The sequence below is a fragment of the Aeromonas media genome (assembly GCF_000819985.1).
Classification (GTDB): Bacteria; Pseudomonadota; Gammaproteobacteria; order Enterobacterales; family Aeromonadaceae; genus Aeromonas; species Aeromonas media.
Map to the genome: position 1 here is coordinate 9,494 of NZ_CDBZ01000035.1, position 18,626 is coordinate 28,119.

At 65.1% G+C, this 18,626-nt stretch carries 15 protein-coding genes and 1 pseudogene; 6 read left to right on the forward strand and 10 right to left on the reverse strand.

Features of this window, described 5'->3' with window-relative positions:
* Positions 1-316: 316 nt before the first annotated feature.
* The 9 genes and pseudogenes from BN1127_RS02830 to BN1127_RS02870 all read right to left on the reverse strand — a co-directional run bounded on the left by BN1127_RS02830 (position 317) and on the right by BN1127_RS02870 (position 8,426).
* Entirely contained in the window at positions 317-946 is a 630-nt protein-coding gene (locus tag BN1127_RS02830; RefSeq protein WP_042648399.1) for a CoA transferase subunit B, read from the reverse strand.
* A gap of 97 nt (positions 947-1,043) precedes the next feature.
* A complete protein-coding gene (locus BN1127_RS02835; RefSeq protein WP_042648400.1) occupies positions 1,044-1,739 on the reverse strand; it encodes a CoA transferase subunit A in 696 nt (231 codons plus the stop codon).
* A gap of 144 nt (positions 1,740-1,883) precedes the next feature.
* Positions 1,884-2,909 (reverse strand): YeiH family protein, encoded by a 1,026-nt coding sequence (locus tag BN1127_RS02840; protein ID WP_171268889.1) that lies wholly within the window; start codon positions 2,907-2,909, stop codon positions 1,884-1,886.
* Complete coding sequence (locus tag BN1127_RS22625; protein ID WP_231557429.1) at positions 2,897-3,469, reverse strand: Rieske 2Fe-2S domain-containing protein; 573 nt, start codon at positions 3,467-3,469, stop codon at positions 2,897-2,899. Before BN1127_RS22625 ends, BN1127_RS02840 begins: the two co-directional genes overlap by 13 nt.
* Before the next feature lie 64 nt (positions 3,470-3,533).
* Positions 3,534-3,890, reverse strand: a pseudogene (locus tag BN1127_RS23100) (DsbA family protein); the annotation flags it as partial.
* Positions 3,887-5,209 (reverse strand): MFS transporter, encoded by a 1,323-nt coding sequence (locus BN1127_RS02855; protein ID WP_042648402.1) that lies wholly within the window; start codon positions 5,207-5,209, stop codon positions 3,887-3,889. The pseudogene BN1127_RS23100 and the gene BN1127_RS02855, both read right to left, overlap by 4 nt.
* Positions 5,210-5,398: 189 nt before the next feature.
* Entirely contained in the window at positions 5,399-6,448 is a 1,050-nt protein-coding gene (locus BN1127_RS02860) for a beta-keto acid cleavage family enzyme (RefSeq protein WP_042648403.1), read from the reverse strand.
* Between the two features lie 74 nt (positions 6,449-6,522).
* Positions 6,523-7,371, reverse strand: a complete 849-nt coding sequence (locus tag BN1127_RS02865; RefSeq protein WP_042648404.1) for a TauD/TfdA dioxygenase family protein — start codon at positions 7,369-7,371, stop codon at positions 6,523-6,525.
* Between the two features lie 74 nt (positions 7,372-7,445).
* Complete coding sequence (locus tag BN1127_RS02870) at positions 7,446-8,426, reverse strand: quinone oxidoreductase family protein (RefSeq protein ID WP_005329476.1); 981 nt, start codon at positions 8,424-8,426, stop codon at positions 7,446-7,448.
* Positions 8,427-8,795: 369 nt separating this feature from the next.
* Here BN1127_RS02870 and prpB point away from each other — a divergent pair, with 369 nt between their 5' ends.
* From prpB to prpF, 4 genes are all read left to right on the forward strand, one after another.
* Positions 8,796-9,695, forward strand: a complete 900-nt coding sequence (gene prpB / locus BN1127_RS02875) for a methylisocitrate lyase (protein ID WP_042648405.1) — start codon at positions 8,796-8,798, stop codon at positions 9,693-9,695.
* A gap of 64 nt (positions 9,696-9,759) precedes the next feature.
* Positions 9,760-10,917 (forward strand): bifunctional 2-methylcitrate synthase/citrate synthase, encoded by a 1,158-nt coding sequence (gene prpC / locus BN1127_RS02880; protein ID WP_042648406.1) that lies wholly within the window; start codon positions 9,760-9,762, stop codon positions 10,915-10,917.
* Positions 10,917-13,541, forward strand: coding sequence for a Fe/S-dependent 2-methylisocitrate dehydratase AcnD (gene acnD / locus BN1127_RS02885; protein WP_197069616.1), 2,625 nt, complete (start codon positions 10,917-10,919; stop codon positions 13,539-13,541). The genes prpC and acnD overlap by 1 nt, the downstream gene beginning before the upstream one ends.
* Positions 13,542-13,606: 65 nt before the next feature.
* The gene (gene prpF / locus BN1127_RS02890; RefSeq protein ID WP_005329468.1) at positions 13,607-14,809 is read left to right on the forward strand and encodes a 2-methylaconitate cis-trans isomerase PrpF; all 1,203 of its coding nucleotides are present in this window, start codon (positions 13,607-13,609) and stop codon (positions 14,807-14,809) included.
* A 66-nt stretch (positions 14,810-14,875) separates the two neighbouring features.
* Here prpF and BN1127_RS21985 read toward each other — a convergent pair whose 3' ends face one another.
* A complete protein-coding gene (locus BN1127_RS21985; RefSeq protein WP_139751579.1) occupies positions 14,876-15,187 on the reverse strand; it encodes a DUF6719 family protein in 312 nt (103 codons plus the stop codon).
* Positions 15,188-15,534: 347 nt separating this feature from the next.
* Here BN1127_RS21985 and BN1127_RS02900 point away from each other — a divergent pair, with 347 nt between their 5' ends.
* Positions 15,535-16,191: a Bax inhibitor-1/YccA family protein gene (locus BN1127_RS02900; RefSeq protein ID WP_041994335.1), complete on the forward strand. Its 657-nt coding sequence runs from the start codon at positions 15,535-15,537 to the stop codon at positions 16,189-16,191.
* A gap of 268 nt (positions 16,192-16,459) precedes the next feature.
* Positions 16,460-18,595, forward strand: coding sequence for a YccS family putative transporter (gene yccS, locus BN1127_RS02905; RefSeq protein WP_042648407.1), 2,136 nt, complete (start codon positions 16,460-16,462; stop codon positions 18,593-18,595).
* Positions 18,596-18,626 lie beyond the last annotated feature (31 nt).

The window sequence follows — 18,626 nt, forward strand, 5'->3', positions numbered from 1 at the left end:
TGTTTTTGCATCGGCCCCGGGGTGTCGCTCACGCTGATGAGCTCGGTTTTTCTCTCTTGTGTGCCGACTGTAAGGCCTCCCTCCGGGGCCACGCTTGCCATTGAACGTCAGCCACTTTTCATTTGATGACAGCGCCGGCGGAGGATGGCAAAGGACGCCCAAAGCGGTGTCAGACAACCCCGATTACGGGCCTGTTTGCCTGTCTGGCGGGATGGGCAGGATGCGTGGGGGAAGAGTCAGGACGAAGGGGAGACGGGTGTCAGACATAAAAACGGCGGGGAAAGGCCAGGCCCCCTCCCCACCGAAAGCCAGACGATCAGCGCGCGATGGCGCAGCCGGTGGCGGCCTGCAACTGCGCGAACTCGATGCCGGGGGCCAGCTCCACCAGGCGAAGGCCGGTGGGGGTCACGTCCAGCACGGCGAGATCGCTGATGATGCGATCCACCACGCCGACCCCGGTCAGCGGCAGGGAGCACCACTCCAGTATCTTGTGCTCTCCGTTCTTGGCGCAGTGCTCCATCAGCACCACCACCCGCTTGACCCCGGCCACCAGATCCATGGCGCCCCCCATGCCCTTGACCATCTTGCCCGGGATCATCCAGTTCGCGAGATCCCCGCGCTCGGAGACCTGCATGGCCCCGAGCAGGGCCAGGTTGATGTGGCCGCCGCGGATCATGGCAAAACTCTCGGCGCTGTCGAAGAAGCTGCTGCCGGGCAATGTGGTGATGGTCTGCTTGCCGGCGTTGATGAGATCGGGATCGAGCTCCTCTTCGCCGGGGAAGGGGCCGATGCCGAGCAGGCCGTTCTCGCTCTGCAGCCACACCTCCATGCCGTCCGGGATGTAGTTGGCCACCAGGGTCGGCAGGCCGATCCCCAGGTTGACGTAGAAGCCGTCCTGCAGCTCCTTTGCGGCGCGCTGCGCCATCTCTTCACGAGTCCAGGCCATCGTTAACAACTCCTCTGTGCGCAATGTTGTAAAACGAACGCTGCTGGCAGCACTTGCGCGCAACACGGCGCCATCTCTTCACGGGTCCAGGCCATCGTCAGCTCCTCACTGTCCGCACTTCGATACGCTTCTCGGGATGGGGGTTCAGCACCAGCCGCTGCACATAGATGCCGGGCAGGTGGATCTCGTCGGGGTCCAGCTCGCCGACCTCGACTATCTCCTCCACCTCGGCCACGCAGATCCGTCCCGCCTTGGCGCAGAGCGGGTTGAAGTTGCGTGCGGTCTTGTTGAACATCAGGTTGCCCGCCCGATCCGCTCTGGCCCCCTTGATGAGGGCCAGGTCCGCCGTCAGGGCGTGCTCCATCACATACCACTCGCCGTCGAACTGGCGGGTCTCCTTGCCTTCCGCAATCAGGGTGCCGTAACCGGTGCGGGTGAAGAAGGCGGGGATGCCGGCGCCGCCGGCCCGCAGCTTCTCCGCCAGCGTCCCCTGGGGGGTGAACTCCAGCTCAAGCTCCCCCGCGAGGTACTGGCGCTCGAATTCCTTGTTGCCCCCCACGTAGGAGGAGATCATCTTCCTGATCTGGCGGCTATGGAGCAGCGGCCCGAGGCCGAACTCATCCACCCCGCAATTGTTGCTGATGATGGTGAAGCCGCGCTTGCCGCTCTGGCGCAGCGCCTCGATAAGCTGTTCGGGAATGCCGCACAGGCCGAAGCCCCCCGAGGCGATGGTGATGTCGTCCTGCACCAGATCGCCAAGGGCGGCCTGGGCGCTGGGATAAACCTTGTTCATAAATACCTCTCTGCTCTCTGGCTAGTCCGTTGGCCACGGGGGCGTTTGCTCTTCTTCAATGACGGGGCGTCTTGATTGGACCTGTCTCCCCGCCCCTCCCAGCCCCCTGTGAGAGGAGGACCAGGGTCGGGGTTTCTCCGTACGTTATGGCTTGATGCCCCAATGCATCAGGGTCAGCACCAGGGCGACCAGGAAGGCGGTCTCCCCCACCATCAGCAGGATGGGCTTGATGCCGACGGCCGCCAGCTCTTTCAGCTGGGTTTTCATGCCGATGGCGGCGATGGCGATCACCAGGCACCAGCGCGACAGCTCGTTGACCCCTCCCTGAACCATGGCGGGCACCAGGCCTGTGCTGTTGATGCAGGCCAGCACCAGGAAGCCGACGGCGAACAGCGGCAGCAGGGGCGGACGCTTGCCGGAGGCAGGATCCGCCCCCTGCCTGCGGGTGATCATGGCGGCGACGACGATCACCGGCAGCAGCATGGCGACCCGCATCAGCTTGACCACGGTGGCCACATCCCCGGTCTCGGTGGACATGCTGTAGCCGGCTCCCACCACCTGGGCAACGTCGTGGATGGTGGCGCCGAGGAAGACCCCGGCCTCCACCGGTGTCAGCTCGAAATAGCGGGCGATCATGGGGTAGAGGATCATCGCCAGGGTCGAGAGCACCGAGACCCCGATCACGGTGAACAGGGTGGCTCGCTCCTTCTGGGGATGGCTCGGCAGGGAGGCGGCCAGGGCCAGGGCGGCGGAGGCGCCACAGATGGCGGTAGCCCCGCCGGTCAGCATGCCAAACAGGCGCTGGAAGCCCATCGCCTTGGCGGCGACCACCGACAGGCCTATGGTGACCACCACCAGGGTGACCACCAGCAACACCGGCATCCAGCCCAGCTCGGCGATCTGGCCCAGGGTGATGCGCATGCCGAGCAGGGCGACCCCGATGCGTAGCACGCTGCGCGCGGTGAATTCGATGCCGGCCTTGCAGGTCCCCTCGGCGCTGAGGAAGTTCAACCCCATGCCGAGCAGCAGGGCGAACAGCAGCACGGGAGCCCCGTAGTGTTCGGACAGGAAGGTGGCGGCGGCCGCCACCGTGATGCTGACCGCCATGCCGGGGGCCAGCTCGCGTACCCGCGAGAAACGGGCAGTGGCGGTGGGGTTCAACGCGTGCATGAAGCGGCGTCCTCTTGTGGAATGACGATATGGAGCTGGTCACCCGCCCGCTCGACCGGGTAACAGTTGACTCTGAGCTGGGTGGAGCCCAGCAGATAGCCGGTGTTCAGGTTGAAGCGCAGGCCGTGGGCACAGCACTGGATCACCTCCCCCTCCAGCCGGCCGCCGCACAGGGACGCCCCCTGATGGGGACAGCCGTCATCGATGGCGTGGAAACGGCCATCGACGTTGAACAGCACCAGGCTCTTGCCCTCAGCCTCGATGAGGATCCGCTTGCCCGGCGCAGGCACCCGTTCGGCAGGCACCGCAATCCGTGTCGCCGACGTCCGGGCCGCCGCCGCGACGGCCTGGCGCAGGCTGGCGAGCAGGCGCTCCACCGGCTGGGCTCCGGAGAGGACCCGTCCTCCCAGCACGAAGCTCGGAACCCCCTGGCTGGCGGCCCCCTCGGCGGTGCCAAGGAAGGGGGTACCATCCCCCTGCAGGCTGCTCACCAGCTCGGCGGACGAGAAACCGGCCGCCTCGGCCAGCCCCAGCAGGGTACTGCCATCCCCCAGTGCCATCCCCCAGATCCCCACCGTGCAGGAAGTGGCTGGCGAACAGGGACTCCAGCAACGCCTCGCACTGGGACGGGCTGCCGAGCTGGCAGGCCCGTTGCCACAGGCGGTGGGCATCGGCGGTGTTCGGCATGCGGGGGATCTTGCCAAAGTCCAGCTCTACGCCGACGCTGGCCGCCGCCTGTCGCACCTGGGCCTGACGCAGGCTCATCCCCTGCTCGCTGCCAAGGAGCCGCAGATAGAAATCGTGAAACGCCTCCCCCTGCACCGGCAGCGCGGGCAGCAGCTGCACCCCGCGCCAGCTCACGGCAACCTGCACCTCGGGCTGCGCCACCCGCAACTGGGCCAGCGCCTGATCCAGCTGACGCTTGCCGATGAGACACCAGGGACAGATGAAATCGAAATAGACCTCGATGCTGAGCGTCATGCCCTCACCTCGCTGCCCTGGGGGCCGGTGGTGACCAGGCGGGCGTCACCTTCGAGCCTGGCCACATCCTTGTGGTAGTGGCGCTTGCCGTAGAAGAAGACCACCGCCGCCGCGACACTGATGAGGGGCACCAGCTGGAAGGCGTTGTCCAGACCGATGTGGTCTGACACCTTGCCGGTGATGAAGGGACCGGGCGCGAGGCCAAGCAGGTTGTTGGCCAGCGTCAGGGTCGCGAAGGCGGTGCCGTGGATGCTGGCGTGGGTCAGGTTCGCCACCATGGCACCGGCGGGGCCGGAGGTGCCGGTGGCGATGAACATTCCCAGACCGATCAGCAGCAGCTGGGGCAACCCGGCCGGCAGGGCAAACGCCAGGGAGAGCAGGGCACAGCTGCCGAGGCAGTAGGCGATGGCGAGGCTTATCTTGCGATCCGGCCGGTTGCGGCACAGCCGATCGCTCAGCATGCCGCAGAGGATCATGCCGGCCCCGCTGCACAGCACTATGATGGCGGCCATGAGCCCCGCCTTGTCCGTGTCCAGTCCGTAGTAACGGTTGAAATAGCTCGGCATCCAGACGATGACGGTGCCACCGACGAACAGTTGCAGACCACTGCCCACATAGGCCGAGATCACCGAGCGGCTGGAGTAGAGGCTACGCAGCGGGCTGCGACCCGCCTCCGTGTTCCCCCGTGCCGCCCGGCTGGTCTGGGAGATCCGCGCCTCCTTGACGATGAGGGGATAGAGGGCCGCCAGCACCAGACCGAACAGCGCCATGCCGGCGAAGGCCCAGCGCCAGCCGAGGAAATGCGCCAGCACGCCCCCGGTGGCCATGCCGAGCACGGAGCCGAACATGCCGCCGGAGATGAAGGCGCCGGAGAGGGTGGCCCGCATCTCCCGCGGGAACACCGAGACCACCACGGCGATGCCGACGCTGCCGTAGGCGGCCTCCCCCACCCCCACCAGGAAGCGGGCGATGAACATCTGCTCATAGTCCTGAGCCAGGGCGCAGCCCAGGGTCGCCAGGCTCCAGAGCGCGGCCATCAGCGCCAGGCTCTTGACCCGGCCGAACCTGTCGGCGAGCAGGGAGAGCGGAAAGGTCAAGAGGCCGACCATCAGCGCCACTATGCCACTGAGCAGCCCCAGCTGGGTGTCGGAGAGTGCCCACTCCCCCTTGAGCATGGGGAAGACGGCGTTGAGCACCTGGCGCGACATGTAATCTGAGATGAGCAGACCGAAGGTCAGCGCAAACACTATCCAGGCATAACGACGGGGCACGGCAACCTTGCCGGCCTGGGGGTCGTCATCGATATGATACGTAGCCATACAATCCCTCGTGCTACTTCAAGTTGGGCAGGATCCCGGTCAGGGCACCGGTGGCCGGAGCCACCGGGCACCCACTACTGATGCATCGCTCAGTTTTGCTGGGTGCTGCATAGTGCAAGGGCTGCCGCCCTTTGGCAAACAGAGTTGACGGGTCGCGGTGCGGGTTTTTCATACCGCGACCCATCTGGCTCAGCGCTGCGGCACACCGAGCTGGCCAGGGACGCGGTTCGGCGCCATGCCATTGGCCAGCAGGGTCTCCTCGATGCTGTCGTACTGCACGCCGATGCGGTAGATGGCGCGGGCCTCCTTGCCATTGGCCACCTCGCGCCCCAGCTCGTGGGCGACGCGCACGCACTGGCGGATCTGCTCCACCGAGCTCATGCGCTGACCGTGCTGGCCTATGATGGTGTCCTCGATGCCGCAGCGGGGGTGCAACCCCATGGCCATGGCCATCATGTTGAACGGCAGCACGTTTTTCAGCAGAGACTCGGCGGTGACGCAGGCACCGTCCGGCGCACGATGGACGAAGTTCATGAAGTTGAACGGGTTGGGGCCGTCGAAGCCGCCGCCGATGCCGATCCAGGTGAGGTTCAGCGGGCCCATGTAGACCCCCTTGCGCACCAGGCGCTCCAGGGTCTCGAGGGCGTGCATGCCGGTCAGCTGGAAGTGAGGCTGGATGCCGCTGGCCATCAGGCGCTTGAGGTGCTCCGCCACCCAGGCCGGGCCGGCCGGCACCGTCATCTCGCTGTAGGCGGCCTGGTAGGCCGGGTTCGCCAGCGACGTGCCTGCCAGGTACTCCGGATAGAGCAGCTCCATGATGTTCATCTGGGTGGTGTTGATGGCCACCGTGACCTGATCCGGTTTCGGGGTCAGCTCCGCCAGCATGTGGCGGGTGTCATCGGAGAGCCACTTGGCCGCCTCCCCCTCGCCTTCCGGGGCGAAGGAGATGGAGCCGCCGACCTGGATGATCATGTCCGGCACCGCCTTGCGTACCCCGGCGATCAGCTCGTTGAACTTGGACAGGCGCTTGGAGCCGGTACCGTCCAGCTCGCGCACGTGCAGGTGCAGCACGGTGGCACCGGCCTCGTAGCACTCCACCGCCTTCTGGACTTGCTCCTCCATGGTCACCGGGATGTCTTCCGGGAAGTCGCCCGGCGCCCACTCAGGGCCATAGGGGGCCACGGTGATGACCACCTTCTCCATGTTTTCCGGGTGCAGGGAATCGTCAAAAAATTGCATCTGTTTCTCTCCTTGAGGTGAAGCTGTGCCCGGACGATCCACTCGCCCGGGCATCGTTGATCAGAACCTGTCTATCAGAAGGGGGTGTCACCCATGATCCCGGCCCGCTCCATCTTGCGATGGCTGGGGGGGTAGTCCATGGCGGCATAATGCTGGGTGCTGCGATTGTCCCAGATGGCCACGCTGCCCGGCTGCCAGCGCCAGCGCACCTGATATTCCGGGATATAGGCCTGACTGATGAGGTAACGCAGCAGATCGCTGCCTCCCATGCTGTAGTCCTGGCCGACCCGCACGTGGGCCGGTGTGTGGTAGTTGGTGAAATGGGTCGCGAAGGCGTTGACGAACAGGATCTTCTCGTCTGTCTCCGGGTGGGTGCGCACCACGGGGTGCTCCGCATCCGGAAACTGCGCCTTCAAGGCGAGCCGCTTCGGGGTGGGCATGGCCGCCCCGAAGCTCGCCTCTATGCTGTGACGGGCGCGCAGACCGGCGATCTTCTGCTTGATCTCGTCAGGCAGCTGCTTGTAGGCCACCACCATGTTGGCCCAGAGGGTGTCGCCCCCCACGGGTGGGCACTCCACGCAGCGCAGCACGCACCCCATGGGGGGTTGGGCACGCCAGGTGGCATCGGTGTGCCAGGCATTCTCGTAGCGATCACTCGGCACATCCGGCGACTTGTAGATACGCACCAGGCCGGGGTTGTCCGGATCGCTGCCCGCCACCGGGTGATCCTCCAGCTCGCCGAAGCGGCGGGCGAAGGCCACGTGATCGGCCCGGCTGATCTCCTGCTGACGCAAAAACAGCACTCTGTGCCTGAGCAGGAGGGTGCGGAGCTCGGCGAACAGCCCTTCATCATGAACGGCGTCCGCCAGGCGCACGCCGCTCAGTTCGGCGCCGATATGGCAGGTCAGTTGTTCTACACGCATGTCTCTCTCCCTGAATGACAAGTCTATGCTGTCAGGCGCCGCCCTTGAGTGCGGACTGGCCTGAGATCCGTGGCCTAGATGATGAAGACGGAAGAGCCCGTGGTCTGGCGCGACTCCAGATCCCGGTGGGCCTGCGCTGCGTCCTGCAGCTCGTACTTCTGGTTGATTTCGATCTTGATCCGGCCGCTGGCCACGTGATCGAACAGCTCGCCGGCCAGCGCCTCCTTCTCGGCCGGGTCGGCGATGTAGTCGGCGAGCGCAGGACGGGTCAGGTAGAGGGAGCCCTTCATGGCCAGCAACTGGGGGTTGAAGCCGTCGATGGGGCCGGAGGCGGTGCCGACGCAGACCATCAGGCCGCGGCGCTTGAGGGAATCGAGCGACCCGATGAAGGTGCTCTTGCCGACGCTGTCAAACACCACGTCGACCCCGGCGCCACCAGTCAGGGCACGCACCCGGGTGGCCACGTCTTCACGGCTGTAGTCGATGGTGAAGTCGCAGCCGTGGGCACGGGCCAGCTCGGCCTTGGCGTCGCTCGACACGGTGCCTATCACCGTCAGCCCCAGCAGCTTGGCCCACTGGGCGACGATGAGGCCAACCCCGCCCGCCGCCGCGTGCAGCAAGATGCTGTCACCGGGCTTGAAGGCGTGGATGCGGCGCATCAGGTAGGCGGAGGTGAGACCGCGCATGGTCATGGCGGCAGCGGTCTCGAACGCTATGCTATCCGGCAACTTGATGAGCGGGGCGGCCGGGATCAGGCGCTGGGTGGCGTAGGCGCCAAGGGTATTGATGAAGCCGGTGTAGGTGACGCGATCCCCGACGGCGACGTTGGTCACCCCCTCGCCCAGCGCTTCCACGACACCGGCCGCCTCGACGCCGAGGCCGTTTGGCATGGGGATGGGGTAGGTGCCGTTGCGAAAATAGGTGTCGGCATAGTTCAGACCGACCGCCGCGTGGCGCAGGCGCACCTGGCCTGGCCCGGGCTCGCCAACACTGACCTCTTCATAACGCAGGACCTCGGGCCCCCCGGTTTCATAAAAGCGAATGGCGTTGGCCATGGCTGTTCTCCAGATTCATTCATGGGTGAAAACATCGTCCAGAGTGAATCTAGGGGTTTACGTAAACGTCCGCTTTGCATCGGGCGACAGCCACTTTTCATCTCATGACACCCCCCTTCGAATTCGTTGCCCCCCCTCGTGGAAGACGACAGAATCGGTCCTGCTCCCCATGGCGGCGTCATGCCATTGACCCGGCGCACCTGGGGCATCAAGAGCTATCCAATTGAATGGCAAGTAGTTATCAAAAGAGGGGCCGCCTGTACCCGCAGATTGACGGGCCTTGGACCTAAGCATAATTGACGTTAACGTCAACGTAGTGTGAGATGGTTCTATTCACAGCGAAACATGAGCAGCATGAAAGGAGTCACTATGTCTAACTTGTCCCCCTCGGCCGGGGCGCGTTTTCGCACCGCGCTGGCCAATGAGAAACCCCTGCAGATCGTTGGCACCATCAACGCCTATATGGCGCTGATGGCCGAACGCAGCGGCTTCAAGGCCCTCTACCTCTCCGGCGCCGGGGTGGCCAACGCCTCTTATGGCCTGCCGGATCTGGGCATGACCTCCATGAACGACGTGCTCATCGATGCCGAGCGCATCACCGCTGCCACCGAGATCCCCCTGCTGGTGGACATCGACACCGGCTGGGGCGGCGCCTTCAACATCGCCCGTACCGTCCGCGCCTTCGAGCGCGGTGGGGTGGCCGCCGTCCACATGGAGGATCAGGTGGCCCAGAAACGCTGTGGCCACAGGCCGAACAAGGCGGTGGTCTCCATCGCCGAGATGGTGGACAGGATCAAGGCGGCGGTGGATGCCCGCCGAGATGAACACTTCGTCATCATGGCCCGCACCGACGCCCTGGCGGTGGAAGGGCTGGGCTCGGCGCTGGAGCGCGCCGCCGCCTATGTGGAAGCAGGCGCCGACATGATCTTCGCCGAGGCGGTCACCGAACTGGGCCAGTACGACCGCTTCAAGCAGGCAGCCGGGGTGCCGATCCTCGCCAACATGACCGAGTTCGGCAAGACCGAGCTGTTTGACAAGGAAGCGCTCGCCGCCCACGGCGTCGACATGGTGCTCTACCCCCTGAGCGCCACCCGCGCCGCCAACCAGGCCGCCCTCAACGTCTATCAGCAGTTGCGCCGCGATGGCCACCAGCGCGCCGTGGTCGACACCATGCAGACCCGGGAGTCCCTCTACGACTTCCTCGGCTACCACCACTACGAGCAGACCCTGGACAGGCTGTTTACCCAGGACCTGTCTACCAAGGAATAACACGGCGACCGGCCGTCTCATGCTGGCGGCCGGCGCTTCAACGGACTGAATGAGGAAACATGTGATGAGCGCCATTCCCGAAACCACCGGCTTCAAGCCGAAGAAATCCGTCGCCCTCTCCGGCACCGCCGCCGGCAATACCGCCCTGTGTACCGTGGGCCTCTCCGGCAACGACCTGCACTACCGTGGCTACGACATCCTGGATGTGGCCACCAGCTGCGAATTTGAAGAGATCGCCCACCTGCTGGTGCACGGCCATTTGCCCAATGTGGCCGAGCTGGCCGCCTACAAGGCCAAGCTCAAGGCTCTGCGCGGCCTGCCCACCGGGGTCAGGACCGCCCTGGAGCAGCTGCCCCCCTCCGCCCACCCCATGGACGTGATGCGCACCGCCGTCTCGGTACTGGGCTGCCTCTCGCCGGAGAAGGACGATCACAACCACCCGGGTGCCCGGGACATCGCCGACAAGCTGATGGCCTGCCTGGGGTCCGTCCTGCTCTACTGGTACCACTTCAGCCACAACGGCAAGCGCATCCATGTGGAGACCGACGACGACTCCATCGGCGGCCACTTCCTGCACCTGCTGCACGGCGAAAAGCCCCGTGACTCCTGGGTGCGCGCCATGCACACCTCCCTCATCCTCTATGCCGAGCACGAGTTCAACGCCTCCACCTTCACCGGCCGCGTCATCGCCGGCACCGGCTCCGACATGTTCTCCTGCATCACCGGCGCCATCGGTGCCCTGCGCGGGCCCAAGCACGGTGGCGCCAACGAGGTGGCCTTCGAGATCCAGAAACGCTACGAGAATCCGGACGAGGCCGAGGCAGACATCCGTGCCCGCATCGAGAAGAAAGAGGTGGTCATCGGTTTCGGCCACCCGGTCTACACCGTCTCCGATCCCCGCAACAAGGTGATCAAGGAAGTGGCCCGCGCGCTCAGCCTGGAGCAGCACAACACCAAGATGTTCGACATTGCCGAGCGGCTGGAGTCCACCATGTGGGAGGCCAAGAAGATGTTCCCGAACCTCGACTGGTTCAGCGCCGTCAGCTACCACATGATGGGGGTGCCCACCGCCATGTTCACCCCGCTGTTCGTCATCGCCCGCACCTCCGGCTGGTCCGCTCACGTCATCGAGCAACGCATCGACGGCAAGATCATCCGCCCGAGCGCCAACTACGTCGGCCCGGAAGACCTGGTGTTCGTGCCGCTCAAGGAGCGCAAGTGATGATCAACACTCAATACCGCAAGCCCCTGCCAGGCACGGTGCTTGACTACTTCGATGCCAGGGAGGCGGTGAACGCCATCACCCCCGGCGCCTGGGACAGGCTCTCCTACACCGCCCGCGTCCATGCCGAGAACCTGGTGCGTCGGTGCGATCCGGCCATCCTCGGCGAGTGCCTCGGCCAGATAGTCCATGGCAAGCGCGAGCGCGACTTCCCCTGGTTCCCGGCGCGCGTGGTGTGCCACGACATCCTGGGCCAGACCGCCCTGGTGGACCTGGCGGGCCTGCGCGACGCCATCGCCGATCAGGGGGGGGATCCCGCCCAGGTCAATCCCGTGGTGCCGGTGCAGCTCATCGTCGACCATTCGCTGGCCGTCGAATGCGGTGGCTTCGATCCGCAGGCGTTCGAGAAGAACCGCGCCATCGAGGATCGCCGCAACGAGGATCGCTTCCACTTCATCAACTGGACCAAGCAGGCGTTCAAGAACATCGAGGTGATCCCGCCGGGCAACGGCATCATGCACCAGATCAACCTGGAGAAGATGTCACCTGTCATTCACAACGACAGGGGCATCGCCTACCCGGACACCTGCGTCGGCACCGACAGCCACACCCCCCACGTGGATGCCCTCGGCGTCATAGCCGTCGGGGTCGGTGGGTTAGAGGCCGAGAACGTGATGCTGGGCCGCGCCTCCTGGATGCGGCTGCCGGAGATCGTCGGTGTGGAGCTGACCGGCAAGCCGCAACCCGGCATCACCGCCACGGATCTGGTGCTGTCGCTCACCGAGTTCCTGCGCCAGCAGAAGGTGGTCGGCGCCTATCTGGAGTTCCGTGGCGAGGGCGCCGCCGCCCTGACCCTCGGCGATCGCGCCACCATCTCCAACATGGCGCCGGAATATGGCGCCACCGCGGCCATGTTCTTCATCGACGGCCAGACCATCGACTACCTCAGACTCACCGGCCGTGACGACGAGCAGGTCAGGCTGGTGGAGACCTACGCCAAAGAGGCCGGCCTCTGGGCCGATGCCTTGGTGGATGCCCAATACGAGCGCGTACTGCACTTCGACTTGTCGACCGTGGTACGTACCCTGGCAGGCCCCTCCAACCCCCATCGCCGCCTGCCGGTGGCCGAGCTGGCCACGCGCGGCATCGCGGTGGATCTGGACCGCGCCCGCGCCCAGGAGGCGGACGGCCTGCTGCCGGATGGCGCCGTGATCATCGCCGCCATCACCAGCTGCACCAACACCAGCAACCCGCGCAACGTGATCGCCGCCGGCCTCCTGGCGCGCAACGCCAACAGGCTCGGCCTCACCCGCAAGCCCTGGGTCAAATCCTCCCTGGCCCCCGGCTCCAAGACAGTCGCGCTTTACCTCAAAGAGGCGGGGCTGGACGACGAGCTTGCCGCACTCGGCTTCGGCGTGGTGGCCTTCGCCTGCACCACCTGCAACGGCATGTCCGGCGCCCTGGATCCTGCCATCCAGCAGGAGATCATCGATCGCGACCTGTACGCCACCGCCGTGCTGTCGGGCAACCGCAACTTCGACGGCCGCATCCACCCCTATGCCAAGCAGGCATTCCTCGCCTCCCCGCCGCTGGTGGTGGCCTACGCCATCGCCGGCACCATCCGCTTCGACATCGAGAAGGACGTGCTGGGAGTGGTGGACGGCAAGGACGTTCGCCTCAAAGACATCTGGCCGTCGGACGAAGAGATCGACGCCGTGGTCAAGGCCTCGGTGAAGCCGGCCCAGTTCCGTCAGGTCTACATTCCCATGTTCACCCTCGAGGAAGAGAACGGCCCCAAGGTGGCGCCCCTGTACGACTGGCGCCCCCAAAGCACCTATATCCGCCGCCCGCCCTATTGGGAGGGTGCCTTGGCGGGTGAGCGCACCCTCAAGGGGATGCGGCCGCTGGCGCTGCTGCCGGACAACATCACCACAGACCACCTCTCCCCCTCCAATGCCATACTGCGCAGCAGCGCGGCGGGTGAGTACCTGGCGAAGATGGGCCTGCCGGAGGAGGACTTCAACTCCTACGCCACCCACCGCGGCGATCACCTGACCGCCCAGCGCGCCACCTTCGCCAACCCCCAGCTGGTCAACGAGATGGCGGTGGTGAACGGCGCGGTGAAGAAGGGATCCCTCGCCCGCGTCGAGCCGGAAGGTCGGGTGATGCGGATGTGGGAAGCCATCGAAACCTACATGGCGCGCAAGCAGCCGCTGATCATCGTCGCCGGCGCCGACTACGGTCAGGGCTCGTCCCGTGACTGGGCGGCCAAGGGGGTGCGGCTGGCCGGGGTGGAGGCCATCGCGGCGGAAGGTTTCGAGCGCATTCATCGCACCAACCTCATCGGCATGGGGGTGCTGCCGCTCGAGTTCAAGCCGGGCACCAGCCGCCTCACTCTTGGGCTAGACGGCACCGAGACCTACGATGTAGTGGGGGAGCGCCAGCCTCGCGCCGATCTCACTCTCGTTGTCCACCGTCGCAGCGGCGAGGTGATCGAAGTGCCCATGACCTGCCGCCTCGACACCGCCGAGGAGGTCTCGGTCTACGAGGCGGGCGGCGTGCTGCAACGCTTCGCCCAGGACTTCCTAGCGTCGACGGCGCAACAGGCGGCAAGCCAGGCCTAACGTCAAGACGGCAGCCCCCTGGCTGCCGTCTTCTATCCCGAACAAGCACGATCAGGACAACTTCTATGGCCCCACTCTCTTCGACTCACGCACCTCAAGTCAGAATCCCGGCCACCTATATTCGCGGCGGCACCAGCAAGGGCGTCTTCTTCCGCTTATCTGATCTGCCCGAGCGCTGCCAGGTGCCCGGCCCGGCCCGCGATGCGCTCTTCCTGCGGGTGATCGGCAGCCCCGACCCCTATTCGGCCCACATGGACGGCATGGGGGGCGCCACCTCCTCCACCAGCAAGTGCGTGATCCTCTCCAAGAGCAGCCAACCGGATCACGACGTGGACTATTTATACGGCCAGATAGCCATCGACAAGGCGTTCGTGGACTGGAGCGGCAACTGCGGCAACCTCTCCACCGCCGCGGGCGCCTTCGCCATCCACGCCGGGCTGGTGGATCCGGTCCGCATCCCCGACAACGGCACCTGCGTGGTGCGGATCTGGCAGGCCAACATTGGCAAGACCATCGTTGCCCATGTGCCGGTGACGAACCGTCAGGTTCAGGAGACAGGCGCGTTCGAGCTGGACGGGGTCACCTTCCCCGCCGCCGAAATCGTGCTGGAGTTTCTTGACCCCTCCGAGGATGGCGAGGACGGCGGCGCCCTCTTCCCCACCGGCAATCTGATCGATGAACTGGAGGTGCCGGGCATAGGCACATTAAAAGCCACCCTGATCAGCGCAGGTATCCCGACTGTGTTCGTCAACGCCGAAGATATTGGCTATGAAGGCACTGAGCTACGCGAGCAGATCAACGGCGACCCCGAGGCACTGGCCCGCTTCGAGCAGATCCGCATCGCCGGGGCCCTGCGCATGGGGCTAATCAAGACTGCAGAAGAGGCAGCGACCCGCCAGCACACGCCGAAAATTGCCTTCGTCGCGCCGGCGAAGGATTACCGCACCGCCAGCGGCAAGGAGGTGAAGGACGATGAGATCGATCTGCTGGTGCGGGCGCTCTCCATGGGCAAGCTGCATCACGCCATGATGGGCACCTGCGCCGTGGCCATCGGCGCCGCGGCGGCCATTCCCGGCACCCTCGTCAACCTGGCGGCCGGTGGCGGCGAGCGCGAGGCGGTGCGCTTCGGCCATCCCTCCGGCACCTTGCGGGTGGGGGCTGAGGCGCGGCAGATAGAGGGACAGTGGACGGTCACCAAGGCGGTGATGTCGCGCTCCGCCCGCATCCTGATGGAAGGCTGGGTGCGGGTGCCGGGGGATGCCTTCTAGCCCTTTCGCCACCGGCATGAAAGAGGCCCAAGCGATTGCCTGGGCCTCTTTGTGATGATGTTCACTTCAAGGAGTGATCTCCCCCTGGCCGCTGACGGGGCTGCTCCACCACTCATCCGCCTGTGGTTGCGGACGCGCCACGCACTCCACACGGCGCGGGATACTCTTCTTCGCATCGCCACCGATCAACCTCTTCACCTGGCCAGCCGGGCACTTGCCATCGTCCACATAGGCGACCTTCCCATAAGGGAGGATGCCCGGTGCAGGATCCTGACTCAGATAGGTGATGGGGGTCGGGGCAAGGACACTGCAACCCGACACCAGACCCACCAGCAACAGCGCCCCTGACAACACCACTCTCTTCCATATGACAACCATCTGCCACTCCCTGTCATGATCTGTTACATGCATCGGCACGCCTGCACCCATGCGCCCCTGACACCGGCAGTGTGCCAGCCATCCCCCCGGGCCGACAGCCATCCAGGGCGGCGCTGTGACGATTCCAGACACAGCAAGGACCGGCACAATCACAGGGCCCAGGCCTGGCTGACGGAGCACCTTCGCCCCCTTGTTCATGCGCAATACATCTTTGCTCTGGAATAGTAGGAGCCGACACAGTTGGGGGGCGCTTGAAATCAGCGCTCGTCATCCACACATTCAGTGCATACAATGCGTTAACGAAGCGGAATCTGCCGCCTCACCCCGGAAATCAAGAGGACATCAAGATGGATACCCGTTCTATCTACACTGGCACCCAGGGTGCCGTGCGCGACACCAACAAGGTGCTGCGCAATACCTATATGCTGCTCTCCCTCACTCTTGGCTTCTCTGCCGTGGTTGCCGGGGTCGCCACCGTCATGAACATGCCGCCCCTGCACTGGGCCATCTTCCTGGTCGGTGTCTACGGACTGATGTTCCTGACCGAGAAGAACCGTGACAACGGCATGGGGCTGGTGTTCACCTTCGCCCTGACCGGCCTGCTCGGCTACAGCCTGGGCCCCATCATCAACATGTACATGAACAATGGCGGCGGCGAGATAGTGATGACGGCCCTTGGCGGCACCGCGCTCACCTTCTTCGGTCTGTCGGCCTACGCCCTGACCACCAAGCGTGACCTCTCCTTCATCGGCGGCATGCTGTTTGTCGGTTTCTGGGTGCTGCTGGTGGCCATGGTCGCCAACATCTTCCTGCAGATGAGCGCCCTGAGCCTGGCCCTGTCCGCCATGTTCATGCTGTTCTCCTCCGGCGCCATCCTGCTGACCACCCAGCAGATAGTGCGCGGCGGCGAGACCAACTACATCTCCGCCACCGTGACCCTGTATGTCTCCATCTACAACATCTTCCTGAGTCTGCTGAGCCTGCTTGGCGGCAACCGCAACTAAGCGCTGTTTCTGATGAACAAAACCCCGCTACGGCGGGGTTTTTATTGTCCGCCTCCCCTGCTAGGGTGAAGGCGTCAGTACAAAACCGGTATGAAGAACCCGGCCCTGATTTGGATCAGGGCTCTTTCGTAGCCAACCGGCTATTCTCTCGCTTTCGATTCGCTCAAGGGTTGCATCTATCCCATGCCCATGGTTTCTGCCGATCTGCGGCACCGTTCACTGATTGCTCACGCTGCCGATGCCCCTGCACACAAGGACAGTGTTCCCCATGCCCATTGATCTCGCGGGCCTGCTGCGCCGCCTGCTGTCTGACAGCCATATCTACTTCGCCCTCAAGGTGCTGCTGGCCATCCTGGGGCTGCTCGCCTTCGCCCTGGCCACAGGCGACATCCAGCTCACCGTGCTGCTCTCACTCGGGGTGGTGGCGGGTGCCATTGCCGAGACCGATGACAGCCTCTGGGGCCGGGTCAAGAACCTCGCCATGACGCTGGTCTGCTTCCTGTTTGCCTCCCTGTGCGTACAGTACCTCTTCCCCACCCCCTGGCTGTTTGCCATCGGGCTCGCGGGATCCACCTTTATCTTCGTGATGGTGGGGGCGCTCGGGCAACGTTACGCCACCATCAGCTTCGGCTCCCTGCTCATCGCCATCTACACCATGCTGGGGGCCGCCAAGGCGCCGGATCTCTTCTACCAGCCGCTGGCGCTCGGTGCCGGTGCCCTCTGGTACGGTCTGGTGTCGCTGGTCTGGCTCTGGCTCCTGCCCTACAAGACACTGCATGAGCAGCTCGCCCAGAGCTATTTCGCCCTCGGCCGCTACCTGCTGGAAAAGTCCCGCTTCTTCCCGGCTGACGAGCACGGCGCCCAGGCCATTCGCCACAACCTGGCCCAGCTCAACATCAACCTGGTCAATGCCCTGAACCTGACCAAGACGGCGCTCAATGCCCGCCTCAGTACCCGCCATCAGGCGGCGCCCGAGCTCGCCGGCCTGCTGCGGCTCTACCTGCTGGCGCTGGAGATCCAGGAGCGGGCCACCTCCAGCCACTACCCCTACAGCAAGCTGGAAGCGGAGCTCAAGCAGGGCATCGTCCTCGACGGCTTCCAGGAGGTGTTCCTGCAGCTCTCGGAGGCGTGCCAGCGACTCGGTTACGCCATCCTGGTGCACAAGCCCTATGCCCATCACAAGCGCATCCACTGGACCCTGGAGGCCCTCGGCGATCAGCTGGAGTTCACCCATCTCAAGCAGCACTATCCCAAGACACTGCTGACGCCGATGAAGTTCCTGCGCCGCAATCTGGCCAGCATCAACGAGCTGCTGGCCAGCGCCGAGGAGCTGCAAAACCCCGCAGCCCCTCCTGCCAGCCTGCCGCCGCTGGCAAGGCCAGCCTCCTTGCCGCTGCTGACCCTGCTCAAGCAGCACCTGACCCCAGACTCCATGGTGTTTCGCCACGCCCTGCGACTGTCGCTGGGGCTGGTGGTGGGTTACGGCATACTCCAGGCCTTCAGCCTGGACAAGGGCTACTGGATACTGCTGACAGTGCTGTTCGTCTGCCAGCCGAGTTACAGCGCCACCCGGCGCCGTCTGGTGCAGCGGATGCTCGGCACCTTCGCCGGCATCTTGATAGGCGTGCCCGTGCTCTGGCTCTTCCCCGAGCTGCACCTGCAACTGGGAATCATGGGGCTGGCCGCCTTCCTGTTCTTCACCCAGGTGCGCAGCAACTACAGCGCCGCCGTCTGCTTCATCACCCTCTATGTGCTGATGGCGTTCAACCTGCTGGACGGCATCGGCTTCGCCATCCTGGGGCCGCGCCTGCTCGATACCCTGCTTGGCTGCCTGCTTTCCTACGCCCTGGTGGCCTGGCTCTGGCCGGACTGGCAATACAAGCGGCTGCCGACCCTGATTGCCAACTCCCTCTCAGCCAACGCCCGCTACCTGTCGGCGGTACTCGCCAGCCTGCACCGCCAGCGCGACGAGTCCCTCGACTACCGGGTGGCCCGCAAGTGTGCCCACCTCGCCGACAGCGAGCTGGCCATGGCCTGGCAGAGCATGCTGGTGGAGCCGAGCAAGCGCCGCCGCTTCCTCGATCTCTGCTTCACCCTCACCTGGCGCAATCACGCCCTGCTCTCCTACATCTCGGCCCTCGGGGCCCATCGGGACAGACTGGAGCCCATCGAGGGCCTTGACGAGATCAGCCGCCACATCAGCCATACCCTGGAGCGGGCCGCCGGTCATCTGGCGGGTGAGATACCGGCCCGACTCGAGGGACCATGCCCGGCCATCACCCCGGACAGCAGCGAGGAGCAGCTGATGCTGACGCAGCAGCTCACCCTCATCAGCCAACTGGCGGACGAGTTGCTGATGCTGGCCAACGACGGCCAGCTGCTCACCCGGCAAGGCAACGTCTGACGGGCGAAGAAAGGCACCAGTCCAGAGAACG